This window comes from Cryobacterium sp. CAN_C2 (genome assembly GCF_015751745.1).
Taxonomy (GTDB): Bacteria; Actinomycetota; Actinomycetes; order Actinomycetales; family Microbacteriaceae; genus Cryobacterium.
Map to the genome: position 1 here is coordinate 1 of NZ_JADOUX010000024.1, position 26,756 is coordinate 26,756.

Here is a 26,756-nt window from a genome sequence, read left to right on the forward strand (position 1 = left end):
CTCCTTCAGACGGGCTCGCTCCGGGACCGTCAGCTCCGTCTCGGTGCCGCCGTTCGCTTCGCGATGCTTGTTCAGCCAGTTGCGCAGCGTCTCGGCCACATCCTTGATCGGTTTCGACGTGTTGATCACCTCGCGGCACAACTCGTCTTTGAACTCCTGGGTGAATTTCCGGCGTGGTGCGGTCATGCGGTTCTCTACTTTCAGTGAACCCTCATTTTAAGAGGGCCCACTGTCCGAGATATCCGCAGCAGCCCACTCGTCGATCTGGCCATCCTCACCACAACGATGCGAATCGACGCACGCCAACTCCGCATCAGCGTCCACACCGAAGCGCACCACCGACACCTGGCCCCATTCACAACGCTCCAGGTACCACGTGGCATGACCGACGGATACCGCAAAGTTGCCAAGACCGTCCCCCTGCTGAGCGACTGCCTCGACCCGGAGGATGCGGCCTCCCTGATCAACGCGATGCTGCAGCCAGCCCTCAGCGCCGAGATCGAGGACGGCCATTGGGAACCAGCGCAACAGCAGTGGGTCCGCCCGAGCTGACCGGTTCGAGACCCGCGACGGAGCCACACAGGGCGCGAAGCATGGTCAGTTGCGGTGCTGACTTTTCTTCACCGGGCGCGCCGGAGTCATCAGTCGGCGACGCGCGTGTACCGTTATGCATTGGAGTCCCCCACTCCAACGATTAGCCCCGGTCCTCATGTTCGTCTTCCCCAAGCGATACATGCCGGGGCTTTTTCGTTCGTTCCGGGATCTGGCCCGTTGCGGAACAGTGGTTGGCGCTAAGCGTTGGTCCGGAGTCGAAGAAGCCGGGGATCGGTATACGCTGTGAGTGACACGGGGTGCCCGGGCTGTATGACGCTGGGCTGAGATGACACCCGTTGAACCTGATCTAGTTCGAACTAGCGAAGGGATGTCAGTGGGGGATTGCGCACCGTACTGGGGCCGAACCACATCCTTTCGCCTAATTTAAGGTGAAGAAAATCCATGCAATTAGCAGAACAGATTGTCTTGGTCACCGGTGGCGGGCGAGGCCTGGGGCACAGCATTGTGGCGGCCTTCGCCGCGCAGGGCGCCAGAGTGATCATTAATTATCGCACCAGCGCGGCCGGCGCGCAGGCTCTCGCTGCAGATTATGGAAGTAAGCAGGCGATTGCTGTGCAGGCCGACGTCACGGACGCCGCTCAGGTCGCGGAACTGCTCGCTGCGGCTGCAGCACATTTCGGTTCCCCCGTCACCACAGTGGTCAATAACGCGCTGGCGGATTTCTCGTTCAACGGTGACGCCCGCTCCGGTGCTGCAGGAATCACCTGGGAGGAGTTCGAGGCCCAGTTCTCCGGGAGCGTGCGCAGCGCGCTGAACACCACTCAGCAGGCACTGCCCGGCATGCGCGAACTCGGGTTCGGCCGAATTATCAATATTGGCACCAACCTGTTCCAGAACCCGGTGGTCCCGTACCACGACTACACTTCCGCCAAGGCGGCCTTGCTGGCCTTGACTCGCACTCTGGCAGCAGATCTTGGCCAGCACAATATCGCGGTGAACATGGTCTCTGGCGGGCTTTTGCGCACAACGGATGCGAGCGCTGCCACCCCCGAGGAAGTGTTCGATTTCATCGCCGCGGCCACCCCGCTGGGGAAGGTCACCACCCCGGCGGAATTCGCCGACGCCGTTCTGTTCTTCGCGTCCCCGTGGGCACGGTCCGTCACGGGCCAGAATCTGGTGGTCGACGGCGGCCTGGTCATGAACTGAAAGGGTTTGTAATGTCGAACCCACGCCAGCTTCATTTCAATGCGTTTCTCATGGGCTGCGGCCACCACAGCGCTGCTTGGCGTCGCCCCGGGTCGTCACTGGAGCAGCTCGGAGATATTGGTTATTACGAGAGTCTTGCTCAAACCGCGGAACGCGGCCTTTTTGACGCTGTGTTCTTCGCCGATGGGCAGTCCGTCGGCGACGTCACTGCTGGCCCTCGGTGGTTTTTCGAGCCGTTAACGGCGTTGGCGGCGATGGCACGGGTTACGGACAGGATCGGTCTGGTCAGCACTGTTTCTGCTACCTTTTACACTCCCTTCCACGCAGCGAGGATGCTGGCCTCCCTCGACCACATCAGTAATGGACGGGTCGGCTGGAACGTGGTCACCTCCATGTTCGATGCCGAGGCCCGCAACCACGGGCTGGAGGTGATGCCCTCCCACAAAGACCGATACAGCCGGGCGGCCGAGTTCATCGAGGTTGCGCTGCGCCTGTGGGATTCGTGGGCCGACGACGCCCTCATCCTGGATCGGGCCGGACTCTTCGCCGACCCGGCACGAGTGCGGCCGATCAATCATGCCGGTGAACACTTCCGCGTGGACGGCCCGTTGACCGTTCCGCGATCGCCACAGGGCCGACCGGTGCTGTTCCAGGCCGGCGCGTCCGAGCAAGGTCGGGATCTGGCCGCCCGGTACGCGGAGGGAATCTACGCGGTCGCCTATGATGTACAGAGCGCCCAGGATTATTACGCGGATGTGAAGCGGCGGATCGCCGCGGCGGGGCGCAACCCGGAGAACGTATCCATCATGCCGGGACTGGTCACCTATGTGGGCTCCACGGAGGCCGAAGCCCGCACCAAACAGGCCAAGGTCGACGCACTGCTCCCGGCGGAGCAGTCGTTGGCCCAGTTGAGTGTGTTCGTGCAGGAGGACTGCAGCGGCTGGGAACTGGATGCCCCGGTGCCGCCGTTGGCACCGCTTGGCGACTTCAGCGGCCCGCAGGGCCGGTACGCCACGATTCTGCGCCTCATCGAGGCGGAGCAACCCACGGTGCGGCAATTGCTCGGCCGGCTCGCCGCCGGGGGCGGCCATTGCACCATGCTCGGCACCCCGGAGCAGATTGCGGACCAGATTGAGCTCTGGTTCCACTCCGGCGCCGCAGACGGATTCAATCTCATGCCGCCCCTTCTGCCGGAATCGCTGGATGACTTCATAGACGAGGTCATCCCGGTGCTGCAGCGACGCGGACTCTTCCGCACCGCCTACACCGCCGGCACGTTGCGCGGGAATCTGGGACTGGAGCGGCCCATGGTGTCACGTCGGCGCTGAAATTAGAGTGACGTGCGGGATTGCTCGTGAAGAGTTGTGAGGAGTTCGAGTTCATGCTCCTTGAACACCGCCGAGGTCATCATCGACAACTGGCGTGGCCTCGGCAGGTTGATGGTGAGGTTCAGGCGCACAGACGTTGGCCGTGCGCTCAAGACGACCACCCGGTCGGCCAGGTAGATCGCTTCGCGAATATCGTGGGTGATGAGCACTGCGGTCCACGAGTTCCTGGACCACATGTCCTGCAACCATGATTGCATTTCCGTGCGGGTCAGCGAATCCAGCGCACCGAACGGCTCGTCCAACAAGAGAACGTCTCGGCCCTGAACCACGGTACGCAGTAGAGCAGCTCTCTGGCGCATACCGCCGGAGAGCTCGAACGGGTGCGATTTCTCGAAACCGGAGAGGTCGAAGGCCGGGAAAAGCGCCTGAGCGGCCAAACGGGCGTTCTTTTTACTCTCGCCGGAAGCTTCGAGGCCGAGAGCGGTGTTCTGAAGGATGGTGCGCCAAGGGAAAAGTAGGTCTTTCTGCGGCATGTAGGCAAAATGCGCGCGTTCCCCCGTGGCGGCTACGCCATCGACGAGGACGTCGCCTGTGGTGGGCTTTTCCAGTCCGGCCATGATGTTGAACAGGGTGCTCTTGCCGCATCCACTCGGGCCGATGATCGAAACGAATTCACCTGGCTGTGCAGAGAAAGAGACGTTGTCGATGACCTGCCGTGATTGCCTTCGACCGAGTTGAAAAGATTTACCAATGCCGCGCACTTCGACCTTGGGCGTTTTCGGCGGGGCGTTAGACATTCCGGCTCCTGCGTTCTTTCGAGTGCCACGGGATGATCAGCCGCTCGGCGACGTAGGTCAGGAGGAAGAAGGCGATGCTGATTGTCGCGGTGACCACGACAGCGGCGAGGACGAGGTCTGTGCGAAACGAGTTCTTCATCAGGGCCATGTAGATTCCGAGTCCTTGTTGGGCTCCGACGTACTCGGCAAAAATAGCTCCAGTGACCGCGTAGGCGATGCCGATGCGAAGCGCCGTGAAGAAAGACGGGAGGGCGGAGGGAAGCCGGACATAGATGAACTGTTTCCACCGGTTGGCACCCATGCTCCGCAGCAGATTAGTGGCTTCACGATCGGTTCGATTAAATCCGTCGATCAGTCCAACCGTGACCGGGAAGAACGTCACCAGTGCGATAACGATGACTTTGGGCAGCACACCGAAACCGAACCAGATGATCATCAGCGGCGCAATGGCGATGATGGGTATTGTCTGAGATGCCACGAGCAGTGGCATCAGCGCCCGCCGAAGCCACGGCGAGAAGTCGATCACGATGGCCAGGGCCCATGCGACCGTCAGGGAAACAGCGAAGCCGAGAAGGGTTGCTTGCAGCGTGGGTACAGTGTTCGCCCAGATGGTGTCCCGGGCGTTCCAACCCTGTTCCAGAATGCGCAAGGGAGAGGGGAGGATTGCCGGCTGCACTTGGCCCGCGGTCACGGCAATCTGCCACGCCGCCAGAAGAGCGATGACGATCACCAGAGAGGGAACCAGCGTAGTGAGTGCTGTTTTGACGCCCCGAATTGTTCGGCGGAGAACAGTTTTCGGCATGCTTTCGCCTCGAGTACTCGTCGGCGCGGTCACAGTGTTCACCTGGTTCGAGTCGCGCGACCGAGAGCGTTACTTCTCGCTGAGGTATTGGTCGGAAAATAGCGTGGCGGTGTCCAGGGGCGCGGTGAGTGGGTCGCCGTTTCCGTCAACCAAGAGGTCAGCCTGGTAGAGGAAATCGGCCAGTTGCTGCCACTGCGCGCTCGTTTGGGCGCCGACCTGACCGGTGGCGTCTTTGAGGTAGTTAGCGCTCAATTCCTTCTGGCTGCGGTAGACGAGTTCAGTATTTTCGAAGACACCGGGGTTCGCATCGATCAGGATCCTGGCCGCAGCATCCGGGTTGTCAGCGGCGTACTGATACCCCTTCTGGAGGGCCTGAACGAACTCCTTGGTAGCACTGGCGTGTTCCTTGATCCAGCCCTTGTTTCCTTCGACGATCACCGAGTATTGGTCGGGGACGCCGTAGTCAGAGAGGTTGAAGAACTTCATCGGAGTGCCGCGCAGGGACGCATCAATTCCTTCCCAGGTTGTGAAGGCCGACGTGAAGTCGACTTTGCCGGCGTAGAGCGCCTCATAAGCGGAGGTACCAAGCGTGACTTGGGTGAACTTGCCGGTGCCGCCCGCATTCTTGATGGCATGGGACGCTTCCGTGGAGAAGGTGGCGCTCGGACCAGCCGTTCCGAAGATCTTCCCGTCGAGGTCTTTCGGGCTAGTTATGTCCTCGCGGGACGCCAAAACACCGATCGCTGTGGCATCGTGCTGGAGCACCGACATGACCGAAACATTCCCCACCCCCGTTGCCGCCGCAAAAGTGGCGGTGTTCTGAAAGCTGATGCCGAAGTCGGCGGCGCCCGCGTTGATGAGGGCGTCGGTCGACGACTGGCTATAGGGGAGCACCTGAACGTCCAAGCCCGCCTCGGTGAAAAAGCCCTTGTCGATGGCTACATACAGTCCCGTGTGGTTTGTGTTCGGCGTCCAGTCGAGCGCGAAACTAATCGGCGTGGTCTCGTTGCCGGAAGCGGAGCTTAGCGGTGACGCCGACGCGCAGCCGGTCAGCGCTGCCGTGGCCGCAAGTGCCAGGGCGCCGATCATCCCCCCTGCACAGCGTCGTCGATTGCGGACGGAATTATTCGAATGTGGTGCGTCCATTGTCGTGCCCTCCTTGAATACTGGGATTTGGGCACGGGATGTGAGATTGATGGCCTCCCTGCGCTGGCATGATCCAGATCAGGTTCAACGGTCGAAGCTTGAAGAGCTCCCTCTCAGCCCGGCTCACCGGACTCCCGTGTACAAAAGCGAGCATAACCGAGAATGGACTCGATGTGCTTCCAGCCGCCGCATCCCACGGCGGCGGCGACCTGCTAAGCCTTCCCCGCGGCCCAGAGCTGATGAAAATGGTGAATGGGACCGCGCCCAGAGCCGACATGGAGATCGTCAGCATGCCTCAAACTGTCCTGCAACCAGGCCTTGGTCACAGTCAACGCCTCGTTCCAATCATTGTGCCGCGCTTGGAGAGTTGCCATTGCCGAGGACATTGAGCATCCTGTCCCGTGCGTGTTGGAGGTGGCCACCCGCGGGGCGCTCACCTGGATGATCTGGCGGCCACCGGCCAGCCCACCCGTGGCATCAACCAAGGCGTCCGGACACTGGGCCCCCTCCAGATGACCGCCCTTGACCAACACGATGACGTTGTGGGCGGCTGAAAGTCGGTGTCCCTGCTCAAGCGCTTGCGACCAGGCCAGGGCTGTCGGCTCTCGAAGCAGCACCCCCAGTTCCGCCAGATTCGGAGTGACAAGGTCGGCACGATTGAGCAGTCGGATCACGGCCTCTTCGGCCACCGGTTCCAACAGCCGATCCCCGCTGGTGGCGACCATCACCGGGTCCACGACCACTACCGGGGGGTTCACTTCTTTGAGCCAGAGATCTACCACGTCGACGATTTGCGCATTGCCCAGCATGCCGATTTTGACCGCGTCGATGGTGACGTCGTCGCTGACGGCCCTCAGCTGCTCGCGCAGGAACTGCGCGGGCGGGATGTGCACGGAGCGGACCCCGTGGGTGTTCTGAGCGACGAGCGCGGTAACGACGGCCATGCCGTAGCCGCCGTGCGCGGAGATGCTCTTCAAGTCCGCTTGGATCCCTGCGCCGCCGGTGGGGTCTGTGCCGGCAATGCTGAGTACGCGGGGGATGGGCTGGGTCATCGAATGTATTCCTCTACGAAACGTTTGGGGGCTGACGGCACCGGATCGGCCGGGTGGCGAGGACGGCGAGCGGGGCGCAACGAACTGAGAGCGACACCGGCGAAGACGAGCACCCCGGCCGCTCACGCACGAGGATCGCCGCAAGCACCACCATCATCACGGCCGGATTGGCCGCATTGATGAGCGACGCAGGCTGCGGCGTCGTGTACTGCAGCGCCGTGTACAGCAGCAGGTTGTACCTGGCGATACCAAGCGAGGCGAGCAGCAAGAGCCGAGGCCACGAGTCTGCCACCACGCGCCAGTCTGGCTTCTCCACGATCTGGGCGAGGAGGAGCAGCGGGATGCACGCGAGCAGTCAGCGTAACCAAGTGAGTTCCACGGTCGACATAGTCTGCACCGCGATATGCCCGACAACGTAGCTGCCGGCCCACATCAGTATGGCCAGAACGAGCGCGATCGATGCCTTCACTACGCGAGCGAGGGTAGGCAGGCGCGCAGCTGTCGGGCGGCCTCCGTGGGGTCGTCGGCCTCGGTGATTGCGCGCACGACCACGACGCGGCTCGCGCCGGCGGCCACGACCTGCTGGACATTGCCGAGGTCGATGCCACCAATGGCGAACCAGGGAAGACTGCTCTTGGAGTGCCGTACTTGTTCGGCCGCGTAGCGCACGAGCTCCGCGCCTACCGCACTCCGCCCCGGTTTCGTCGGCGTCGCCCACACCGGACCGACGCAGAAGTAATCCAGTCGAGGGTCTACCAACGCGGCGCTCACCTGCTGTGGGGTGTGGCTGGAGCGGCCGATCACGGTCGCTTTGCCCACCAGCCGGCGGGCATCGGGCACCGACAGATCCTTCTGCCCAACATGTAACACCGGGGCCTCGCTCAGAACGGCGATATCGGCTCGGTCGTTCACTGCCCACAGCTTGCCGCGGCGCTCGGCAACCGCCCTCAGGACGCTCAGAAGTTCCAGTTCTTCGGCGGCCTCGATCGATTTGTCCCTCAGCTGGATCACGTCCACGCCGCCGGCGAAAGCGGCATCCAGGAACGATGGGAAGTCATTCTCCGTTTTACGGGCGTTGGTGCAAAGGTACAGCTGGACCTGGTCGAGGGACATAAGAACTAGACTAAAGGCGATCTACGGGAGCCTGCACCACCAGGGGAGACAGGCTGAGAGGGCATCGGTTATTCACTTACCGGCCGACCGTGTTGCTCGCGCAACGAGACCTGATCCGGCTAATACCGGCGTAGGGAAGGAACAGCTTCATGGTCGAACCAGCCGTGCTATGCACCGTGGACGTCGCCGTCATCGGCGCTGGCATTGTGGGCCTCGGAATCGCCTGGGCGGTGGCAGAGTCGGGTCGCACCGTGGCCATAATCGACCCGGCACCAGCCTCGGGTGCAACCTATGCCGCGGCCGGAATGCTCGCGGCCGTCAGCGAAATGCACTACGAGGAGGAGGACCTCCTCGAGCTGACGCTGGCGTCGGCAGCCCTATACCCCGACTTCGTGCGCCCACTCTCGAGTGACACCGGCGATTCCGGTTACCGTATGACACGCACCCTCGTGGTGGGCGCCGACGCGGCAGACCGGCAGGCGCTGGCCGATTTGCGCGGCGCGCAACTGACGCAGGGACTCTCGGTGACGCCGCTGCGCATCCGTGAAGCGCGCGCCCTCGAACCGATGCTCTCGTCCCAGCTGTCGGGCGCGTTCAGCGTCGACGACGACCACCAAGTTGACCCCCGGCGGTTGGCCACGCAGCTACTGGGCGCGATCAAGGCCCGGGCGACGCTAGATGCCTGGGCGCACGATCACCTGATTCGGCAGAACGCCATCGGGCTGCTGCACAGCACGCAGACGGATGCTGCCTCCCGGGTCACCGGCGTCAGCCTTGTCGATGGGAGCACGGTTCGGTGCGACGAGGTCATCGTCGCGAACGGACTCGGTGCGGCGAACCTCGACGGGCTGCCCCCCGGGCCGAAACTTCCACTGCGCCCGGTATACGGAGACATCCTGCGCCTGCGCGTTCCCGAACACCTCCGGCCGCTGCTCACCGCCACGATCCGTGGCGTCGTGCGCGGGTTGCCGGTGTATCTGGTGCCGCGCTCCGACGGAACGATCGTGCTCGGCGCGACATCGAGGGAAGACGGGTCTTCCGCGGTATCGGCCGGCGGCGTGCACCGACTGCTGCGTGACGCGCAGGTGCTCGTGCCCGCTGTTGCCGAGCTCGAACTCGTTGAGTGCACCGCCCGTGCGCGCCCCGGAACGCCCGACAATGCGCCGCTGCTCGGCCGTGTTTCCCGCCGCCCGGTATCGCCGGACTCTGGTCCTGCGCCCGAAGGCCGTGACGACGAGCCAGACGAGGTCATCCCCGGCCTTATCGTCGCCACGGGATTCTTTCGCCACGGTGTGCTGCTCACTCCGATCGCGGCGCAGGTGTGTGTGCAGCTGCTGGACGGCTTCGTCGACGCCCGGTGGCTAAGATTTCGTCCTGACCGCTATTCTGTGCCTGGCGAATCCGCCGCACCGATCGAATCCGCCGTGCCGGCCACTCCCGCCGCGCAGAAAGCAGCCCATGTTTGACACCAGAGCAGTCCACACGCCGCCCCCCGCCAGTATTACTCTCAACGGAGCCCCGCGTTCGCTCGTGGTCGGCGAGACCGTCATTGATCTTGTCACCGGCGCGACCGGCCGGCAGATCGCGGCCGACGGGCAGGCCGTTGATGGCGACCGGCTCGGCGTTGCCGTGGCCCGCAATTCCGAAGTGGTGCCACGCAGCCGCTGGGCCACCACGGTTCTCGAAGCCGGCGACGACGTCGAAGTCGTCACCGCAGTACAGGGCGGCTGAACGATGTCCACGAGCATCGCAACACACCCGGTCGGGCCGGGCCCAGAGGAGTCCAACGAGGACCTGTTGGTGATCGACGGGGTGCCGTTCACGTCTCGCCTCATCATGGGCACGGGCGGTTCCCCCAGCCTGCTTGGGCTGGGCGGGGCACTGCTCGCCTCGGGTACCCAGCTCACCACCGTCGCCATGCGCCGTTATAGCCCCGACGTGGCCGGGTCATTGTTCGACCTGCTGAACCTGCACAACATTCGGGCATTGCCCAACACGGCCGGCTGCTTCACTGCGCGCGAAGCGGTGCTCACGGCCGAGCTCGCCAGGGAGGCGCTCGACACCAACTGGGTGAAGCTTGAGGTGATCGCCGACGAGCACACTCTACTGCCCGACGCCGTTGAGCTCGTCGACGCGACGGAACAGCTGGTCAGCCGCGGTTTCGCGGTCTTCGCGTATACGAACGACGATCCGGTTCTGGCCCTGCGGCTCGAGAACCTCGGAGCCGCCGCTGTCATGCCCCTCGGTGCCCCGATCGGCACGGGGCTCGGCATTCTCAACCCGCATAACATCGAACTCATTGTGGCCAGGGCCAAGATTCCGGTCGTGCTGGATGCCGGCATCGGAACCGCCTCGGACGCCGCGCTGGCCATGGAGCTGGGCTGCGACGCCGTGCTCCTGGCCACCGCCGTGACTCGCGCGCAGAATCCCGGGATGATGGCTGCTGCCTTCAAGCATGCCGTCATCGCCGGGCGCCTCGCGGCTCGCGCTGGACGTATTCCCAAACGAGAACATGCCCAGGCTTCGTCGTCCATGGGGGGACGGCCCGACCTGTGAACACGCTTCCGCCCCTCGTAGAACCGGCCGACGGGCTCACCCGCGAGGAACTGGAACGCTATTCGCGGCACGTGATGATCCCCGAGATCGGCACGCTCGGTCAGCGGCGGCTGAAGAATGCCCGAGTGCTCGTGGTCGGCGCCGGGGGTCTCGGATCCCCGGTTCTGCTCTATCTTGCTGCCGCCGGTGTCGGCACGCTAGGGATCGTCGACGACGACGTGGTCGACCTCAGCAACCTGCAACGCCAGGTCATTCATGGCATGAACGACGTGGGGCGCACCAAACTCGAGTCCGCGCGCGACGCCGTCGCCCGGCTCAACCCGCTCGTCACCGTGCAACTGCACAATGCACGACTGACCGCACAGAACGCCCTCGACGTGATGGCCGGCTACGACCTCATCGTGGACGGAACCGACAATTTCGCCACCCGCTACCTGATCAGCGATGCCGCGGCCCTGCTCGGCCTGCCCTGCGTGTGGGGCGCGATCTACCGATTCGACGGGCAGGTGAGCGTCTTCTGGGAAAAGCACGGTCCCACCTACCGCGACCTGTACCCGGAAGCCCCGCCGGCCGGCTCGATGCCGTCGTGCGCTGAGGGCGGCGTCTTCGGCATGCTGTGCGCAGCAGTGGGATCGATGATGGTGACGGATGCTGTCAAGCTCATCACCGGCGTCGGCCGCACGCTGCTCGGCCGCGTTCTACTATTCGACGCACTGACCTCATCATGGCGGGAGATCGGGCTATCGCAAGACCCGGACCGCGCGCCGGTCACCGCCCTGGCCGACTACGAACTGTCCTGCGGGTTGGCGCCGACACCGATGACAGATGCCGACGCGACGATCACCGTTCGCGAGCTGGTCACCATGCTCGAACGCCGCGATGCGGGACTGATCGACTTCGACCTGATCGACGTGAGGGACAGCGACGAACGCGAGATCGAGAGCATCCCGGGCTCACGGCTGGTGTCCCAGGGCCGGATCTTCGCCGGCGATGCCGAGCACGAACTGTCGCGCGACCGGGATCTGGTGCTGCACTGCACGGCCGGGTCGCGCTCGGCTGCAGTACTCGCCGAACTGCAACGGCGCGGCTACTCGCGGGTGAAGCACCTGCACGGAGGCATGCGCGCCTGGGTTGCTACGGGTCAGACCCCGAATCGAGAAATCCGTTGATGCCCGAGTGCGAACGTCGGTGAACTGCACTCCCAGAGCCAAGGAGGCGCTTAGTGAGTTATTAGTGATTTCGCGGGCGAGCAGAAACGTTCACTTCAGACCCCGATCAGGTCAGTCGGACCAGCCCAGTCCGAGGATGGCGAACGCCTCGACTAACTCGGCGGTTTCTGGAGTGAGTGCCACCGAGACGATGCCTGCAAGAAGAGGAGACAGGTCAGCATCAGCCGATGGCCGCTCAAAGATCGCCCACAGGGGAAGGTCATCGCCATGACGGGATCTGAATTGGATGCCATCAACAGTGGGATCAGTCAGCTGGTACAGCCAGCTGGCGACCGAGCGAGTGAGGTCGCGTGGGCCTGAATCCTTCAGCGCAGCCGAGTCAACGGCAGTCGCGCCCAACTCGTGAGCCAGCAAGGCGAATCGTGGCCGTAACGCCGAGATGGTTCCAGTGGCTGTCACCACACAGAAAGATCCATGCACACTGGCGCTGGATGCACACCGGCCCTCGAGCCAGCGGTAGCTCACGAAAGCCGGTGGCCGGGCGGGATATTCTTCCGTGTCCGCCAGATCCTCAAAAATTTGATCCAAAGCATCGGCGAGAGAGGCGTCTACCCGGTACTTCGCGAGAACTTCGATCAGGCACGCGAAAAGTAAATCGCCGGCATAGACCGTCCAAAACTGCCCATGAACGTCATCCCAGCGACCGTTGAAACGCCCGCCTTCGGCGGCGTACTTCCAGTCGCTGCACGCCCACGGTTCGGGACGGAATCCGACCCGCCACAGCTGTTGGTCGATAGTGACAATGGCCAGGTCTGTGCCACTCACGCCTGCTCAGCCGAACGCCACGAAGGAACGAGCCGCCGCAAGCACAGCGGGGCCCGCAGTCTCGAGCTCCTGCTCCCGAAGGACTCGCGCCGGCGAGACGTCATTCAGTTCCGGGTTCATGCCCTGGAACCAGCTTGCGACGGTCGACGCCGATTCGCGGTCCCGCAGTATCGCCATCACATAGAACGACGTACGCAACCGGAGCACAACGTCGCTCGACGGCGCCCTTGTTCCTTCGGCCCACTCTCGAACGGCGCGGGTCTCACGAACGCCTCCCAGATACGCCACGAGCTTCGCGCCCAATGTCTCCCGCAGCCCTCCAACGATTTCAGCCGTCGAAAGCCGAAGGGAATCTTCGTAGCCCTGACGTCCCGGGCGTGCCGTTGTAGTACTCATACACTCATCCCACATCATCTACACGGAAAAGACAAGTAGATCACAGGACGAAAGCATCCACATCACACCCAAAATCCCACCCCAAATGATTGATAATAGATATTATGACAAGTAGTAGTCAAACAACTTGCGTTAATTGCAGGTTGTTTCAAAGTGGCGATGCGCTGGCCAGGATAGCGAATTATGACGCTCATCAGGAATTATGCACGTCTACACCGGACCGACCAGACGAGAAACTACTACTTCTCGTTCGCTATAATCGATGATCGAAAAGGGCTCGCCTGACGTAACCGTGGGTTAAACACGGCCGGGGAGCACTGGCCGATGGCCGCCGAGGCTGAGCATGGCGAGGGCGATGAGGGCGTCGGGGGATTTGAAGCCGAAGGCGATGCGGGTGATGAGTCGGATCTTGGTGTTCATGGATTCGATGCGGCCGTTGGAGAGTCCGTGTTCGATGGAGGCGAGGATCGCAGCGCGGTGTTTGACGATGCTGCGTTGGAGTTTCACGAACGAAGGGATCCGGCAGCGGCGGGCCCAGCTGACCCATTTATTGAGCGCTTCGGTCGCTTCGTCGAGGGGCAGTTTGAAAATGACCCGGAGGCCTTCCTTCAGGTAGTAGGCGCGTGCCAGCCGTGGGTCGGTTTGCACGATCCAGGCGAGCTTTGCTTGCTGCTTCTCGGTCAGGTTCTCCGGATTTTTCCAGAGCGCGTAACGGCAGTTCTTGATGCCGGCCGCTCGGGCGCTGTCCGGGCGAGCGGGAGCATCGGCGGCAGGTCGGCCACGGCCCCGCCGAGCTTCGTTGTGCCGGGCAGCTTTGCGGGCATCGTTCCACGCGCTGCGTCGGACCTCGTCGAGGGCTTCGGTGGCCCACTTCACAACGTGGAACGGGTCAGCGCAACGGACGGCGTTGGGGGCTCGTTCCACGACAACACTGGCGATCCAGGCCGCGCCGTCCGCAGACACATGAGTGATCTGCGCCGAACGCTCCGGGCCCAACGCGTCAAAAAATGTCGCGAGGGTGGCTTTGTCTTGGCCAGGCGCTGCCCACACGAGGCGGCCGGAATCGTGGTCGACGACACAGGTCAAATACTTGTGGCCGCGCTTGTAGCTGATCTCGTCGATTCCGATCCGGGTGAGGTCCGCGAACTGGTCGTATTGCTTCTCGGTGTCGGCCCAGACCCGGGTGATGGTCGCGCCGACGGTGCGCCACGCGATGCGCATCAGCACGGTGATGGCGGTCTTAGATGTTTGCGTGGCCAACCATGCGACCTGGTCGTCGAAGAACAGGGTGTGACCGCTTTGGTGCCGGGCCCAGGGCACGGCGGCGACGATCACGCCGTGGACGCGGCAGGACACTCGGGGCGCGTCAGCTTCAAGGTGAACTTGAATCGAGCCCACGTCCAACGCACGCCAGCGCCGCCGCCCATCACCGAGGTCGTAACGGGGGCTGCGCTTCTGACAGGACCCGCAGCGGTTCCGCTTCGACGCCATCGGACGCACCGACGCGATCAGAATCCTGCTCTCCAGATCAAGATCGATGTCTTCGACGAACGTCTTCTCGACACCGAGAAGGGTTCGCCATATTCTTAGAGTTCGCACGCCGCTTTTTCCGTTCCCGAATTTCTTACCTTTGACAGTTAGAAACCTAGGCGGGGAGCGGCGTGCGGCCGTTAAGGCGCTCCAAAAGACCCACGGTTATGTCACAAGAGCCTCGAAAAGGGCCTTTTATCGGGAAGTCTCGACCGGAGAAGTCCGATTCTGCATCGATCCGGGGGCGGTCCAGATTCTGAATCGTGACACCGGTAGTTACTGATTATGTCTGAACCATCGGCTACCCAATCGCCGTCGAGTTACAGGCAGGCGCGGGTCGGCATAGCGTCGTTTCGCCGGTGCGCCTTCCTCCGTGCTCGGTTTCCGGGGCGGCGGCGGTAGCGGTTCGGGAGAGACGCCGGGACACCCTGCCACCCGCCAAACGCCGCTAGGCTGGGCGCTGACACCCTTACCGGTGTCAGCGACCTCGCACCGCGACAGCCTAGGCGTGCCGAACACACCAAGGCAGAGGACGCACCCGTCAACGCATTCGACCTTCGGACCGTCTTTCAGGCACGGCGGGCGAACCGTTATCGCTGCGCCCGGCGCGGCCGTCGAAGAGGTGTGCCATGGGTGATCCGTCCCGAACGAACGCGATCGAGCAGGGTGTTGTGAAGACCGAGCCGTTCCGGTCGTTCCTCCGCCTGCTCCGGCCCTACCGCGGCCGGCTCTCGCTCTCCACCCTGGCTTTTCTGGTCAAGGACAGCCCAGCTTGGCTGCTCCCTCCACTGACCGCGGCGATCATCGACATCGTCATCGCCCGTGGTCCCCTGCCCAGCCTGTGGTTGCTAGCCGGGCTAGCGACCGCACTGCTCACCCTGAACTATCCGTTCCATATGCTCTACGTACGCGGCTCCAGCCGGGCCACCCGATCGATGGCCGTCGACGTGCGCAACGCCCTCACCGAACGACTGCAGCGCCTGTCGATCGGCTTTCACAACCGGCAGAGCGCCTCGATCGTGCAGACCAAGGTGGTGCGCGACGTCGAGAACCTCGAGCTGATGATGCAGCAGGCATTCCCTACCGTACTTTCCACGGTGTTCACCCTCACCGGTGCGATCGTGATCACCGCGATCGCGGTTCCCGCGTTCGTGGGCGTGTTCGCGATCACCGTACCCGTGGCCGCGCTGCTCGTACGCTACATCCGCGCCAGGGCCGGGATGCGCAACGAGAGCTTTCGCCTCGAGGTGGAACGATTCTCGGCCGGCGTCGGCGAGATGGCCGCGCTCATCCCGATCACCCGCGGCCACGGCCTGGAATTGGTGGCCTCCAAGCGGGTCGCCGGGCATGCACGCAGCGTCAGCGTCGCCGGGCAGGAACTGGACACCCTCAACGGGCGGTTCGGCGCGTTCTCCTGGGTCTCTTACCAGGTGCTCGGCGTGGCCTGCCTAGTCGGAGCATCCGCCGCCTCGATCACCCAGCTGATCCCAATTAGCCCAGGCCAGGTCGTTCTCCTGGGTACCTACTTCACTGTGCTGACCGGGGGAATCGTTAACCTGCTGAACGTCACGCCCGTGGTCTCCCGCGGCCGCGAGTCGATGCGCTCGATCGCGGAGATCATGGAGGAACCCGACATCGAGGTCAACGACGGCCGCGACCTCGTCGCATCAGTCTCCGGGGCAATCGAACTCGACGGGGTCAACTTCCGCTACCTCGGCGGGCGTCCCGCCCTCACCGACATCACCCTCTCGATCCGGGCCGGCGAGACAATCGCCCTGGTCGGGCCCTCCGGCTCCGGCAAGTCGACCCTGCTCAACCTCGTGCTCGGCTTCGTGCGCCCGTCCACCGGCCGGGTACTGCTCGATGGCCACGACATGAACACCCTAGACATGCGCAGCGTGCGCGGCCACGTCTCGATCGTGCCGCAAGAATCCGTCTTGTTCGAGGGCACGATCCGCGACAACGTGGCTTACGGCCTCACCGGGATCGACGACGAGACCATCCTCACCGCCCTGCGTGGTGCGAATGCGCTCGACATCCTCGGCCCCGCCGATTCCCCGGCAGGCGCCGGCCTCGACGCCATCGTCGGCACCCGCGGCTCCGGTCTCTCCGGCGGGCAGCGGCAGCGCCTCGCGATCGCACGCGCCCTCGTGCGCGACCCGCGCATCCTCATCCTCGACGAGCCGACCAGCGCACTCGACGCCGACTCGGAAGGCATGGTAAAGGATGCCCTCACCACCCTGTTCCGCGACCGCACCACCCTGATCGCCGCGCACCGGCTCTCGACTATCCGGGAAGCCGACCGGATCGCTTACATCGAGAAGGGTCGGATCGTCGAGCTCGGTAGCCACGACGAGCTGATGGCCCTCGGCAACCGCTACGCCCGCATCGTCTCCCGTCAGACCACCTGACGCTACCCCCAGTCCACCGAAAAGACCCGCAATGCCTCGGTTCTACCTCAGTATCCCGGAGCTCCGGGACTACCACCCCCAGGTCGCTGAACCGGCCGACTTCGACGAGTTCTGGCGCAGCACGCTCGCCGAGGCCCGCCTATTCCCGACCGAACCCCGGCTGAACTCGCCGCTGACCCAGGTCGAGGTCTACGACCTAGTGTTCCCCGGCTTCGGCGGCCAGCCGGTGGACGCGTGGTACCTGCTTCCCGCCGGTACGACCGGGCCCCTGCCCGCCGTGGTCGAAGACAACGGTTACGGAGGCGGGCTCGGTCCCCCACGCGCGGCTGACCTGGGTCCCCGCCAGCTTACACCTATCTGTTCATGGACACCCGTGGCCACGGCAGCGTCTAGGGCTCCGGCGGCCACACCTCCGACCCGCACGGAACCGGGCCGTCCGTACCCGGATTCATGACGCGCGGCATCGAATCACCGCACGACCACTACTATCGCCGGATCTACACGGATGCCGTGCGCGCCATCGACGCCATCCGCACCCTGAACCGGATCGACCCCAATCGCGTCGCGGTCCGCGGCGGCAGCCAGGGCGGCGGCATCGCCCTCGCCGCGGCCGGGCTCACCGACGGGCTTGTCGGCGTGATCCCGGACGTGCCATTCCTCTGCCACTTCGAACGTGCCGTCGGGATGACCGAGGAAGACCCCTATCAGGAGATCGTGCGCTATCTCTCGGGACGCCAGGCTGCTTGGCTGCAGCGTCGGCTGGGCTAACCGCCTGGCGGGCCAGCCCGCTCAGCGCGGCGGCGGGATCTCCCCCGACCCGCGGTGGATCACCCGGGTGGGGAGTTCGAGCTGTTTGGTGAAGTCCGAGGGGTCGGCGAGCCGCTCCAGCGCGAGCCGGGCGGCCGAGCGCCCGAGCTCTATGGTGTCGTAGCCGACGACGGAGATGCCGAGGGCATCCGCCAGTTCGAAGTCGTCGAAGCCGATGAAGGCGACCGCCGGCTCCCGGTCACGGAGCACCCGCACGGCCCCCGCGCTCGCCCGGTTGTTGCCGGCGACGATCGCCGTCGGCGGGTCGGGACGGTCGAGGAGATCGCGCACGGCCTGCTCCGGCGAGATGGCCGGGTCGTTGTCAACGTGTTCCCAGCGGGCCGTGTCCGTCACCCCGACCTCTCGAAGTGCCTCCCGGTAGCCGGCGAGGCGCTCGCGCAGCGTGTACATCGCGGACGGGTTGCTGACGAAGCCGATCTTGCGGTGGCCGAGCGCCGTCAACGACCGCACGGCATCCGCCATGCCCTGCCGGTTCTGCAGCACCACCGAGTCGGCGAGCAGGTTGCGGGCCGGACGGTCGACGCTGATCACGGGCGTGCCCAGCTGCCGTTCGCCATCGAGGTACGACTGATCGTCGGCCACCGGGATCAGCAGCAGCGCGCGCACACGCTGGGCGAGCAGTGCGTCGACGACGACCTCCTCGCTCTCCGGCGAGTCGTCGGTGGTTGCCAGCACCATGGTTAGCCCGCTCGCGGCGAGCTCCCGCTCGATCCCGGCGGCTACGTGGAAGTAGAACGGGTTGGTGAGATCGCCAATCACAAAGGCGACGGTGTTCGAGACGCCGCCATGGCGAAGGCTCCTGGCGAGGTTGTTCGGCCGGAAGCGCAGCCGCTTCGCCGAGCCGAGCACACGTTCCCTAGTCTCCGTGCTCACGTTTCCTGCCCCGGCGAACACCCGGGACACGGTCTTGGAACTCACTCCCGCCAGCCGGGCCACGTCGGCCAGGGTCGCACGGGACTGAGTGGTCATTCTCGATTCTCCGGCACCAAAACATTCTATGTCAACGTAAGACATTTTTACAGACAATTTTCCGAGAATTAGGGAAACTTAGGCCGCTATAAACCAATGAATTACTGTAAAACCCGCTGTATTGCGTGGAGTAGACACGTTAAGACAGCGCTGACATTTGCATTTGACACGGGTTTCTTGAGTCGCCTAACGTGAGCCCCACAGCAACACCGGAGATTCACGAGTCGCGAAGTCGCGGTCGTGCCTCAGCGGGTCAAGGGTGACACCGAACAGGAGAAAAACAGATGGCAAAGAAGCTCATCGCAGGTGCGGCCGTTCTCGCGGCCACCGCATTGCTCGCCGGATGCTCATCCGGCGCATCAGGCTCAGCCGATTCAGGTGAAGTCACCGGCGAGATCACCGTGCTGACAAACCGCACCGACATCGTCGACACGACGTTCAAGGACTACGCCGCCGAGTTCGAGAAGGCGTACCCCGGCACGAAGGTCAAGTTCGAGGCGATCGCCAAGTACGAGACTGACGTCGCCACCCGCATGTCGGGCGGCGACTACGGTGACGTGCTCCTCATTCCTAACACCGTCACAAAAGCCCAGCTCCCCCAGTTCTTCGAGCCCCTCGACACCGTGAAGAAGCTCAGCGAGACCTACCGCTTCGTCACCGAGGCGGCCTATGACGGCAAGGCCTACGGCGTCGCCCAGACCGGCAACGCGCAGGGCATCGTCTACAACAAGAAGGTCTGGAAGGCCGCCGGGATCACCGACCTCCCCACGACGCCGGACGAGTTCCTCGCCGACCTCACCCTGATCAAGGACAAGACAGACGCTGTCCCTTATTACACCAATTACAAGGACGGCTGGCCGCTGAGTCAGTGGGACGGCAACCGCGCCGTCACCGGCGACGCCGACGAGTCCAACAAGCTGGTCGCATCCGACGCCCCTTGGGCTAAGGGCCAGTACCACGAGATCACCGACGGGCTGCTCTTCGACATCGTCAAGGACGGCCTGAGTGAACCCGATCCCACCACGACCGACTGGGAGACCTCAAAAGGTTCCCTCGGCAGCGGCAAGGTTGCCTCGATGGTGCTCGGTTCCTGGTCGATTACCCAGATGCAGGATGCCGCCGTGACCGCGGGGGGCGCCAAGGAAGACATCGGCTACATGCCGTTCCCGCATCAGGTCGATGGCACGTTTTACTCCACCGTCGCTGGCGACTACAAGAACGGCATCAGCGCCAAGTCCGAAAATAAGGCAACCGCCCGCGCGTGGATCGACTGGTTTGCCCAGAAGTCCGGCTACGCGGCAGCGCAAGGTGGGCTCTCCCCGCTCGCCGACGGTGAGGTGCCGGCGATCCTGTCCGACTTCACCACTGCGGGCGTCGAATACCTCGAGTTGACCCCCGCCCCGGCCGGTAAGGAGGCCCTCGAGAACGATATCGTCAGCGCCTCGGAGATCGACCTCACCGGCAACATCTACCGGGCGAAGCTCATCGACGTCGCCCGCGGCGCGGCCGACGGCGACAAGGCCTCGTACTTCGCCGAGCTGAATAAGAAGTGGGCCGACGCGGTCAAGTCCGTCGGCTAAGGTCACGCGCCCGCACCACCAGAATCACGCACGACAGTGCACACCGTGGGGAGTATCCCCGAAGAAAGGATGCCGGATGTCTGAACAACTGGCTCGCCCGGCACCCGGGGATACTCTCCGCACCATCACCCCACACACCACCCCGCCCCGCAAATTCACGCTCCGCGGATTCGCCGGCCGCTTCGTCCGTACCGAGGCGCGAGGCGGCAAGACCCGCACGGCCATTGTCATGCCGTGGCTGTTCCTGGCCGTCCCTCTGGCTCTCCTGCTGACCTTCACATACATTCCAGTCGGCAACATGATCTGGTACAGCTTCACCTCTTGGGATGGCCTCGACCAGACCAAAGAGGTCGTCGGCTTCGACAACTTCCTTCGCATCTTCACCCAGCCACAGTACTGGCAGGTGTTCGCGGTCAGCCTCTACTACTTCGCCGCCTCGTTCCTGCAGATGGCACTAGCCCTCTACTTCGCGACCATCCTCAGTTTCAAGACCCGGTTCCGCAGCCTGTTCAAGGGCATTCTGTTCTTCCCATACCTGATCAACGCCGTGGCCATCGCGTTCATCTTCCTGTTCTTCTTCCGGCCGGGCGGTACCCTCGACGCGGTCCTCGGCTTCCTCGGCATGGGCGGCCTTTCCACCCAGTGGCTCGGCAACCCGGATGTCGTCAACTACTCCCTAGCCGGAGTCGCCATATGGCGCTACATCGGCCTCAACTTCGTGCTCTTCCTCGGCGCAATCCAGTCGATCCCCGGTGAGCTCTACGAGGCGGCCGACCTCGACGGCGCCAACAAGTGGCACCAGTTCCGCTACATCATCGCCCCTGGCATCCAGCGCATCATCAGCCTGTCCTTCATCCTCGCCATCGCCGGGAGCCTGTCGGCCTTCGAACTGCCGTTCATCATCACCGGCGGGGCCAACGGCAGCACGACCTTCGTGATCCACACGATCCAGACTGCGTTCGTATTCCGCAAGGTCGGGCTCGCCTCGGCCATGGCAGTGATCCTACTCATCATCGTGCTGCTCGTCACCTGGATCCAGCGCAAGGTCGTCCCCGACGAGAAAGTGACCCTATCCTCGTGATCCGTTCTCTCTGGACCACCGGGAAGTATGCTTCCCTCGTGCTCGGCTCCCTCGTCGCCCTCGTGCCGATCGTGGTGATCGTCTTCGCCTCGCTTAAGACCAACACCGAATACGCCACTTCCGGCCCGCTCGTCCCGCCCGAAAACTGGCTCAACTTCAGCAACTTCGTCACCGCGTTCGTCAAGGGGCGTATGCTCACCGGTTTCCTTAACACGACATTCATCGCCGCCGTCTCGGTGACCGGCACCATCCTCATCGGCACCATGGCCGCCTACGTGCTCGACCGGTTCGAGTTCCGGTTCAAAAAACTCGTCTTTGCGCTCTTCCTAATCGCCACCCTGGTACCCGCCGTCACTACGCAGGTGGCCACCTACCAGGTCGTCAACTGGTTCCACCTCGTGAACACCCATGGCGCTGCGATCATCCTGTTCATGGGCACGGACATCCTCTCGATCTACATCTTCATCCAGTTCATGCAGTCGATCCCCCGCTCGCTCGACGAGGCTGCCATGCTCGACGGTGCTAGCCGGCTCGGCATCTACTGGCGGATCATACTGCCGCTGCTCGGCCCGGCGATCGCCACGGTCGTCATCATCAAAGGCATCGCGATCTACAACGAGTTCTACATCCCCTACCTCTACATGCCCGGCCAAGACCTGGCCGTGATCAGCACCTCGCTCTTCCGCTTCCAAGGCCCGTACGGCGCCCAGTGGGAGGTCATCGCTGCCGGCATCATGATCGTAATCCTGCCGACACTCATCATCTTCCTTTTCCTCCAACGATTCATCTATAACGGCGTGACCTCGGGAGCTACCAAGTAATGAAGATCCACATCGACCAGACCGTACCCACCGACCAGTCCGGAGTAGTCGGCCACGCAGGGTCTGTCGACCGAGCCGTGGACGCTCCGGCGGTCGCCCACCCGCTCCGCCGATCGCTCGGCGCCGACTGGACCGTCTCAGCGCTGGACGGGCCGGTGCCACGGGAGGTACGCCAGGCCGTGATCCCGGCCATCGTGCCCGGCTCGGTGCACACCGACCTGTTAGCCGCAGGGCTGATTGCCGACCCGTACCTCGACGACAACGAACACCTGCTCGCCTGGATCGGCCTGACCAACTGGCGCTACACCAAAACGTTCGCCTGGCAGGCGAGCGGCGGCACGCAGACTGAAGTGGTCTTCGACGGCCTCGACACGATCGCCTCGATCGAGCTGAACGGGCACCCGATCGGCGAGACTCGCAACATGCACCGCCGCTACCGGTTCGACCTGCGGCCGCGGCTGAAGTCAGGGCTGAACGAGCTCACTGTGACGTTCGGCTCGCCCGTGCGCGCCGCGGATGCCGCCAGCCTCGACCTCGGCTACCGCCCGCACGTGAACCACCACCCGTACAACGCGATCCGCAAGATGGCCTGTAGCTTCGGCTGGGACTGGGGAATCGACACGAGCACCAGCGGGATCTGGCGCCCGGTTACCCTGGAGAACTGGTCGGTGGCGCGGATCGAGAGCGTTCGGCCGATCGCCACGGTCGGGCAGGTCTCAACAGGCTCGACCACCGGGGGCGCCCCGGTCGGCAGAGTCGGGATCATCGACGTGCACGTCGAGGTCGCTAGGGCGGGCGACGAGACGCTGGTCATCGCGGCATCCGTCGCGGGCGTGTCGGCGAGCGTCGAGCTCAGTGCCGGGGAGACGACCGCGGTCGTGCGCCTCGAACTTCCGGAGATCTCGCTCTGGTGGCCGCGCGGCTACGGCGAGCAGCCGCTCTACGACGTGGCGGTCACACTCAGCAGCACCGATGCGAGCCCCGACCAGACCGCCGGCACCGTCGAACTCGACGCCACTAACAAGCGGATCGGCTTCCGCACGGTCGAGTTCGACACCACGCCGGACGATGCGGGCACCCCGTTCACCATCGTGGTCAACGGCCAGTCCGTCTTCGTGCGCGGCGCAAACTGGATCCCCGACGACGCCTTCCCGCACCGGGTCGACCGGGCACGCTATCTGGACCGTATCAAACAGGCCGAGTTCGCCAACATCAACCTGCTCCGGGTCTGGGGCGGCGGCATCTTCGAGGCCGACGACTTCTACGAGCTCTGCGACGAGCGCGGCATGCTCACCTGGCAGGACTTCCTGCTTGCCTGCGCCGCCTACGCCGAAGAGGCACCGCTCGGTGACGAGATCGAGGCCGAGGCCCGCGACAATGTCGCCCGGCTCGCCGCGCACCCGTCGCTGGCCGTCTTCAACGGCAACAACGAGAACCTTTGGGGCCACGAGGAGTGGAACTGGAAGAAACGCCTCGACGGCAAGACCTGGGGTGCTGGCTACTACTACGAGGTGTTCCCGCAGATCGTCACCGAGCTCGCCCCGCACGTCGGCTACACTCCGGGCAGCCCGTTCTCCCCCGGCCCCGCACCGCAGGACGGCGGCCACACGCCCAACGACCCCGACCACGGCACCATGCACATCTGGGACCTCTGGAACCAGCGCGACTACCCCGACTACCGGGAATACACGCCGCGGTTCGTGGCCGAATTCGGCTGGCAGGGCCCGCCGACCTGGTCCACCATGACCAGCGCGATCGGCGACTCCCCGCTGACCCCGGAATCGCCGGGCATGCTCGTGCACCAGAAGGCGGCCGAGGGCAATGTCAAGCTCACCGACGGTCTACTCGCGCACTACCCGCTGCCCGACGAGACCGATGCCTGGCACTGGGCGATGTCGCTGAACCAGGCAAACGCCATCAGCACCGCGATCCTGCACTTCCGGTCTCTGCAGCCGCACTGCATGGGCAGCATCGTCTGGCAGCTCAACGACTGCTGGCCGGTCACCTCCTGGGCGGCCGTCGACGGCTACGGCCGTCCGAAACCGCTGCTCTATGCCCTTCGCCATGCCTACGCCGACCGGCTCGTCACCATCCAGCCGCGGCCCGACGGCCTTGCCGCCATCGTCATCAACGACTCTGCCGAACCGTGGACTGGTCCGCTGGTCGTCGCACGACTCACCGACACGGGAACCGTGCTTGCCGAGCACACCGAGCACGTCACCCTGCCCGCGCGGTCCACGGTCACCGTGCCGCTGCCCGCATCCGTGTCCGCGGCAACGGATACGGCAGCAGAGCTCCTCCGCGCCGACTTCGTCGGGGCGCGCTGCCACTGGTTCTTCGCCGAGGCCAGGGACACCCACCTCGGCGCCGCTGCGCTCGACACCCGGCTCGACCGGGTCGACGGCAGCTACCGGCTCACCGTAACCGCGCACACCCTCACCCGCGACCTCGCCCTGCTGGTCGACAAGGTCGACCCGGCCGGTACCGTGGACGACATGCTCGTGACGCTGCTGCCCGGCGAGAGCGTTGTCTTCACGGTCACCTCCGCCGCAGCCCTCGACCTGGCGGCTCTGTCGGCGCCGTCAGTGCTGCGCAGCGGAAACCAACTGGTCAGGCCGTGACCCCCCTGGGCGCCCCGGTCTGCGGGATGACCTGGGGCTGGACCGGGACTCGCGGGGGCTGGGCCACCGACGTGGCCCGAAGCTCGATGGCCAGGATGAGCGAGCACGGCGTCAATTGGACCGCCCTGGCCTACGCGGCCGTGCAGGAGAACGCGCAATCGACTGAGATCCCGTTCGACCGGGAACCAACCGTCACAGACGAGGAGGTGCGCTGGGCGATCCGCGAGGCCAAGGCCCTCGGGCTCAGGGTCTGCCTGAAGCCCGTAGTCAACTGCGCCGACGGCACCTGGCGCGCCTACATCGGCTTCTTCGACTGGGAGGTGCCCGGCGAGCCCGGCTGGGCAGACTGGTTCGAGTCGTACACGGCCTTCATCCTGCACGCTGCCCGACTGGCCGAAGCCGAGGGATGCGAAATGCTCTGCATCGGCTGCGAGATGGTGCGCGCCGACAGCCAGGGCGCCCGCTGGCGCACCCTGATCGCCCGGGTGCGCGATGTCTACTCCGGGCTCATCACCTACAACTGCGACAAATACCAAGAGGACCACATCGATTGGTGGGACGCGGTCGACGTAATCAGCTCGAGCGGCTACTACCCGCTGGGCTCCTTTCCCGCCGAACTCGACCGGATCGAACCGGTCGTCGCGCGGGCCGGAAAACCGTTCTTCTTCATGGAGGCCGGCTGCCCGAGCCGCACCGGCTCCGCCAGCAAACCGAACGACTGGGCGCTGCCAGGCGCACCGTCCGGCGCGGAGCAACTGCGATACTACGAGGACATGTTCGCCGCCGCCGCCGGGCGGGAATGGATGCTCGGGTTCATGCTCTGGGATTGGCCGGCCCGCCTCTACCCGGCCGGCGAGGCATCCCGCAACGACGACTACTGCGTCTACGGCAAACCTGCTGGGACATTCCTGACCCAGCACTATCGTGCCGTGCAAGGGCTGACCCACCATGAGTGACCACCCCCGTTTCCTGTCGATCGATGCCGGCCAGACCGGCATCCGGGCGCTGCTTCGTGGCGAGGACACGGCAGAGAGGATCTTCAAATTCGCGGGGATCCTCACCGACACCGACCTGATCCCGCAGCTGGTCGACGTCGTCGCCCGGGTGGCCGAGGCATCCGGTGTCCCCATCCACACCGTCAGCGCTGGGATCTCTGGCTTCACCTACTCCCCGGCCGACGCCGCCGAGCTTCGCGCGGCTACCGACGCCCTCGGCGTGCACGAGGTTTGCCTCGCCCACGACTCGGTCACCTCCTACCTCGGCGCGCTCGGCGACAGCCTAGGTGCCGTGATCGCGGTCGGCACCGGCGTAGTCACCCTCGCCGTCGGCGAGTTCGCGGTCACCCGGATCGACGGCTGGGGCAACCTGATCGGCGACGCCGGCAGCGGTTATTGGATCGGCCGCGCCGCCTTCGACGCGGTCATGCGCGACTACGACGGGCGCGGTCCCAGCTCGGCGCTGACCGACGCGGTGCGCGCGGACTTCCCCAACTTGGAGACGGCCTACCTCGAGCTGCAGGGCGATCCCGGCCGTGTGAGACGCATCGCGGCGTACTCCAAGCAGGTCACCGCGCTAGCCCCGACGGATGCCGTCGCCGCCGCCATCTGCGCCGCAGCGGCCGCCGAACTCGTGCTCTCGGTCGCGGCCGGACTGCGCCGCGTCGGCGAGGGCACTGGGCCTGCGCCGGTGGTCTGCAGCCTCGGCGGGGTGCTGCGGGCGCCCGCGATCAATCTGGCGTTCGAGCGGGGGCTGCGCGCCCTCTGGCCGGCCATCGACATCCGTCAGCCGCAGGGTCGCGCCCTCGAGGGCGCGACCCTCCTGCCCATGCTCTCCTCTCGTAGCGCCCTCCGCGACCGGATTGCGGTGGCACGAGACTGATCCACCGGTGGTCAAACGTGTAGAGCTGGGGTGCTGCGCGCCCGAGTGCCGGCGAAAGCAGCTTGTGGCTGGTTCGGGCGGGACGCATCATG

The 26,756-nt window shown here is 64.6% G+C and carries 27 protein-coding genes and 2 riboswitches; of the genes, 16 read left to right on the plus strand and 11 right to left on the minus strand.

Going from position 1 to position 26,756, the window contains the following annotated elements; all coding sequences use genetic code 11:
* Positions 1–186, minus strand: a 186-nt coding sequence (locus tag IWX77_RS15095) for a transposase (protein ID WP_196845378.1), incomplete at its 3' end; no start/stop codon positions are given.
* 195 nt (positions 187–381) lie between these two features.
* Between IWX77_RS15095 and IWX77_RS15100 the strand changes: the two genes are divergently transcribed.
* The 3 genes from IWX77_RS15100 to IWX77_RS15110 all read left to right on the plus strand — a co-directional run bounded on the left by IWX77_RS15100 (position 382) and on the right by IWX77_RS15110 (position 3,089).
* The gene (locus tag IWX77_RS15100) at positions 382–552 is read left to right on the plus strand and encodes a hypothetical protein (RefSeq protein ID WP_196845379.1); all 171 of its coding nucleotides are present in this window, start codon (positions 382–384) and stop codon (positions 550–552) included.
* Between the two features lie 285 nt (positions 553–837).
* Positions 838–940: riboswitch (TPP riboswitch) on the plus strand.
* 56 nt (positions 941–996) lie between these two features.
* Positions 997–1,761 carry a 3-oxoacyl-ACP reductase gene (locus IWX77_RS15105; RefSeq protein WP_196845380.1) on the plus strand — a complete coding sequence of 255 codons (765 nt, stop codon included), beginning with the start codon at positions 997–999 and terminating at the stop codon, positions 1,759–1,761.
* A gap of 11 nt (positions 1,762–1,772) precedes the next feature.
* Positions 1,773–3,089: an LLM class flavin-dependent oxidoreductase gene (locus IWX77_RS15110; protein WP_196845381.1), complete on the plus strand. Its 1,317-nt coding sequence runs from the start codon at positions 1,773–1,775 to the stop codon at positions 3,087–3,089.
* Between the two features lie 2 nt (positions 3,090–3,091).
* Here the strand turns inward: IWX77_RS15110 and IWX77_RS15115 are convergent, their stop codons facing one another.
* From IWX77_RS15115 to thiE, 6 genes are all read right to left on the minus strand, one after another.
* The gene (locus IWX77_RS15115) at positions 3,092–3,886 is read right to left on the minus strand and encodes an ABC transporter ATP-binding protein (protein ID WP_196845382.1); all 795 of its coding nucleotides are present in this window, start codon (positions 3,884–3,886) and stop codon (positions 3,092–3,094) included.
* Positions 3,879–4,688: an ABC transporter permease gene (locus IWX77_RS15120; RefSeq protein ID WP_196845383.1), complete on the minus strand. Its 810-nt coding sequence runs from the start codon at positions 4,686–4,688 to the stop codon at positions 3,879–3,881. Before IWX77_RS15120 ends, IWX77_RS15115 begins: the two co-directional genes overlap by 8 nt.
* A gap of 69 nt (positions 4,689–4,757) precedes the next feature.
* Positions 4,758–5,777 (minus strand): ABC transporter substrate-binding protein, encoded by a 1,020-nt coding sequence (locus IWX77_RS15125; RefSeq protein ID WP_196845384.1) that lies wholly within the window; start codon positions 5,775–5,777, stop codon positions 4,758–4,760.
* Positions 5,778–5,872: 95 nt separating this feature from the next.
* Positions 5,873–5,982, minus strand: a riboswitch (TPP riboswitch).
* 64 nt (positions 5,983–6,046) lie between these two features.
* Complete coding sequence (gene thiD, locus IWX77_RS15130; protein WP_327012238.1) at positions 6,047–6,886, minus strand: bifunctional hydroxymethylpyrimidine kinase/phosphomethylpyrimidine kinase; 840 nt, start codon at positions 6,884–6,886, stop codon at positions 6,047–6,049.
* Between the two features lie 13 nt (positions 6,887–6,899).
* Positions 6,900–7,241 carry a DMT family transporter gene (locus IWX77_RS15135; RefSeq protein ID WP_334353678.1) on the minus strand — a complete coding sequence of 114 codons (342 nt, stop codon included), beginning with the start codon at positions 7,239–7,241 and terminating at the stop codon, positions 6,900–6,902.
* 113 nt (positions 7,242–7,354) lie between these two features.
* The gene (gene thiE / locus IWX77_RS15140) at positions 7,355–7,999 is read right to left on the minus strand and encodes a thiamine phosphate synthase (RefSeq protein WP_196845386.1); all 645 of its coding nucleotides are present in this window, start codon (positions 7,997–7,999) and stop codon (positions 7,355–7,357) included.
* A gap of 149 nt (positions 8,000–8,148) precedes the next feature.
* On the opposite strand from thiE, the gene thiO reads away from it, so the two are divergent.
* From thiO to moeB, 4 genes are read left to right on the plus strand one after another with little or no spacing between them, the layout of a single operon-like run.
* Entirely contained in the window at positions 8,149–9,465 is a 1,317-nt protein-coding gene (gene thiO, locus IWX77_RS15145) for a glycine oxidase ThiO (RefSeq protein WP_196845387.1), read from the plus strand.
* Positions 9,458–9,730, plus strand: coding sequence for a sulfur carrier protein ThiS (gene thiS, locus IWX77_RS15150; RefSeq protein WP_196845388.1), 273 nt, complete (start codon positions 9,458–9,460; stop codon positions 9,728–9,730). Before thiO ends, thiS begins: the two co-directional genes overlap by 8 nt.
* 3 nt (positions 9,731–9,733) lie before the next feature.
* Positions 9,734–10,555 carry a thiazole synthase gene (locus IWX77_RS15155; protein ID WP_196845389.1) on the plus strand — a complete coding sequence of 274 codons (822 nt, stop codon included), beginning with the start codon at positions 9,734–9,736 and terminating at the stop codon, positions 10,553–10,555.
* Positions 10,552–11,724 carry a molybdopterin-synthase adenylyltransferase MoeB gene (gene moeB, locus IWX77_RS15160; RefSeq protein WP_196845390.1) on the plus strand — a complete coding sequence of 391 codons (1,173 nt, stop codon included), beginning with the start codon at positions 10,552–10,554 and terminating at the stop codon, positions 11,722–11,724. Before IWX77_RS15155 ends, moeB begins: the two co-directional genes overlap by 4 nt.
* Before the next feature lie 111 nt (positions 11,725–11,835).
* On the opposite strand, the gene IWX77_RS15165 is transcribed toward moeB, so the two are convergent.
* The 3 genes from IWX77_RS15165 to IWX77_RS15175 form a co-directional block, all read right to left on the minus strand.
* The gene (locus IWX77_RS15165; protein WP_196845391.1) at positions 11,836–12,549 is read right to left on the minus strand and encodes a hypothetical protein; all 714 of its coding nucleotides are present in this window, start codon (positions 12,547–12,549) and stop codon (positions 11,836–11,838) included.
* 6 nt (positions 12,550–12,555) lie between these two features.
* Positions 12,556–12,945, minus strand: a complete 390-nt coding sequence (locus IWX77_RS15170; RefSeq protein ID WP_196845392.1) for a hypothetical protein — start codon at positions 12,943–12,945, stop codon at positions 12,556–12,558.
* A gap of 297 nt (positions 12,946–13,242) precedes the next feature.
* On the minus strand, positions 13,243–14,544 hold the full coding sequence (locus IWX77_RS15175) for an ISL3 family transposase (protein WP_196845393.1): 1,302 nt from the start codon (positions 14,542–14,544) through the stop codon (positions 13,243–13,245).
* 560 nt (positions 14,545–15,104) lie between these two features.
* On the opposite strand from IWX77_RS15175, the gene IWX77_RS15180 reads away from it, so the two are divergent.
* The 3 genes from IWX77_RS15180 to IWX77_RS17255 are packed head-to-tail and all read left to right on the plus strand — an operon-like array spanning position 15,105 to position 17,654.
* A complete protein-coding gene (locus tag IWX77_RS15180; RefSeq protein ID WP_196845394.1) occupies positions 15,105–16,886 on the plus strand; it encodes an ABC transporter ATP-binding protein in 1,782 nt (593 codons plus the stop codon).
* A 31-nt stretch (positions 16,887–16,917) separates the two neighbouring features.
* The gene (locus IWX77_RS17250; protein WP_327012237.1) at positions 16,918–17,340 is read left to right on the plus strand and encodes an acetylxylan esterase; all 423 of its coding nucleotides are present in this window, start codon (positions 16,918–16,920) and stop codon (positions 17,338–17,340) included.
* On the plus strand, positions 17,337–17,654 hold the full coding sequence (locus IWX77_RS17255) for an acetylxylan esterase (protein WP_327012236.1): 318 nt from the start codon (positions 17,337–17,339) through the stop codon (positions 17,652–17,654). Before IWX77_RS17250 ends, IWX77_RS17255 begins: the two co-directional genes overlap by 4 nt.
* Before the next feature lie 21 nt (positions 17,655–17,675).
* Here IWX77_RS17255 and IWX77_RS15190 read toward each other — a convergent pair whose 3' ends face one another.
* Complete coding sequence (locus IWX77_RS15190; protein ID WP_196845395.1) at positions 17,676–18,683, minus strand: LacI family DNA-binding transcriptional regulator; 1,008 nt, start codon at positions 18,681–18,683, stop codon at positions 17,676–17,678.
* Positions 18,684–18,967: 284 nt separating this feature from the next.
* On the opposite strand from IWX77_RS15190, the gene IWX77_RS15195 reads away from it, so the two are divergent.
* From IWX77_RS15195 to IWX77_RS15220, 6 genes are all read left to right on the plus strand, one after another.
* Positions 18,968–20,263 (plus strand): ABC transporter substrate-binding protein, encoded by a 1,296-nt coding sequence (locus tag IWX77_RS15195; RefSeq protein WP_196845396.1) that lies wholly within the window; start codon positions 18,968–18,970, stop codon positions 20,261–20,263.
* 76 nt (positions 20,264–20,339) lie between these two features.
* On the plus strand, positions 20,340–21,344 hold the full coding sequence (locus IWX77_RS15200) for a carbohydrate ABC transporter permease (RefSeq protein ID WP_196845397.1): 1,005 nt from the start codon (positions 20,340–20,342) through the stop codon (positions 21,342–21,344).
* Positions 21,341–22,165, plus strand: a complete 825-nt coding sequence (locus IWX77_RS15205; RefSeq protein ID WP_196845398.1) for a carbohydrate ABC transporter permease — start codon at positions 21,341–21,343, stop codon at positions 22,163–22,165. The genes IWX77_RS15200 and IWX77_RS15205 overlap by 4 nt, the downstream gene beginning before the upstream one ends.
* Complete coding sequence (locus IWX77_RS15210) at positions 22,165–24,786, plus strand: glycoside hydrolase family 2 protein (protein WP_196845399.1); 2,622 nt, start codon at positions 22,165–22,167, stop codon at positions 24,784–24,786. Before IWX77_RS15205 ends, IWX77_RS15210 begins: the two co-directional genes overlap by 1 nt.
* Positions 24,783–25,742 (plus strand): glycoside hydrolase family 113, encoded by a 960-nt coding sequence (locus IWX77_RS15215; RefSeq protein ID WP_442784485.1) that lies wholly within the window; start codon positions 24,783–24,785, stop codon positions 25,740–25,742. The genes IWX77_RS15210 and IWX77_RS15215 overlap by 4 nt, the downstream gene beginning before the upstream one ends.
* The gene (locus IWX77_RS15220) at positions 25,735–26,664 is read left to right on the plus strand and encodes an N-acetylglucosamine kinase (protein ID WP_196845400.1); all 930 of its coding nucleotides are present in this window, start codon (positions 25,735–25,737) and stop codon (positions 26,662–26,664) included. The genes IWX77_RS15215 and IWX77_RS15220 overlap by 8 nt, the downstream gene beginning before the upstream one ends.
* The last annotated feature ends 92 nt before the right edge of the window (positions 26,665–26,756 follow it).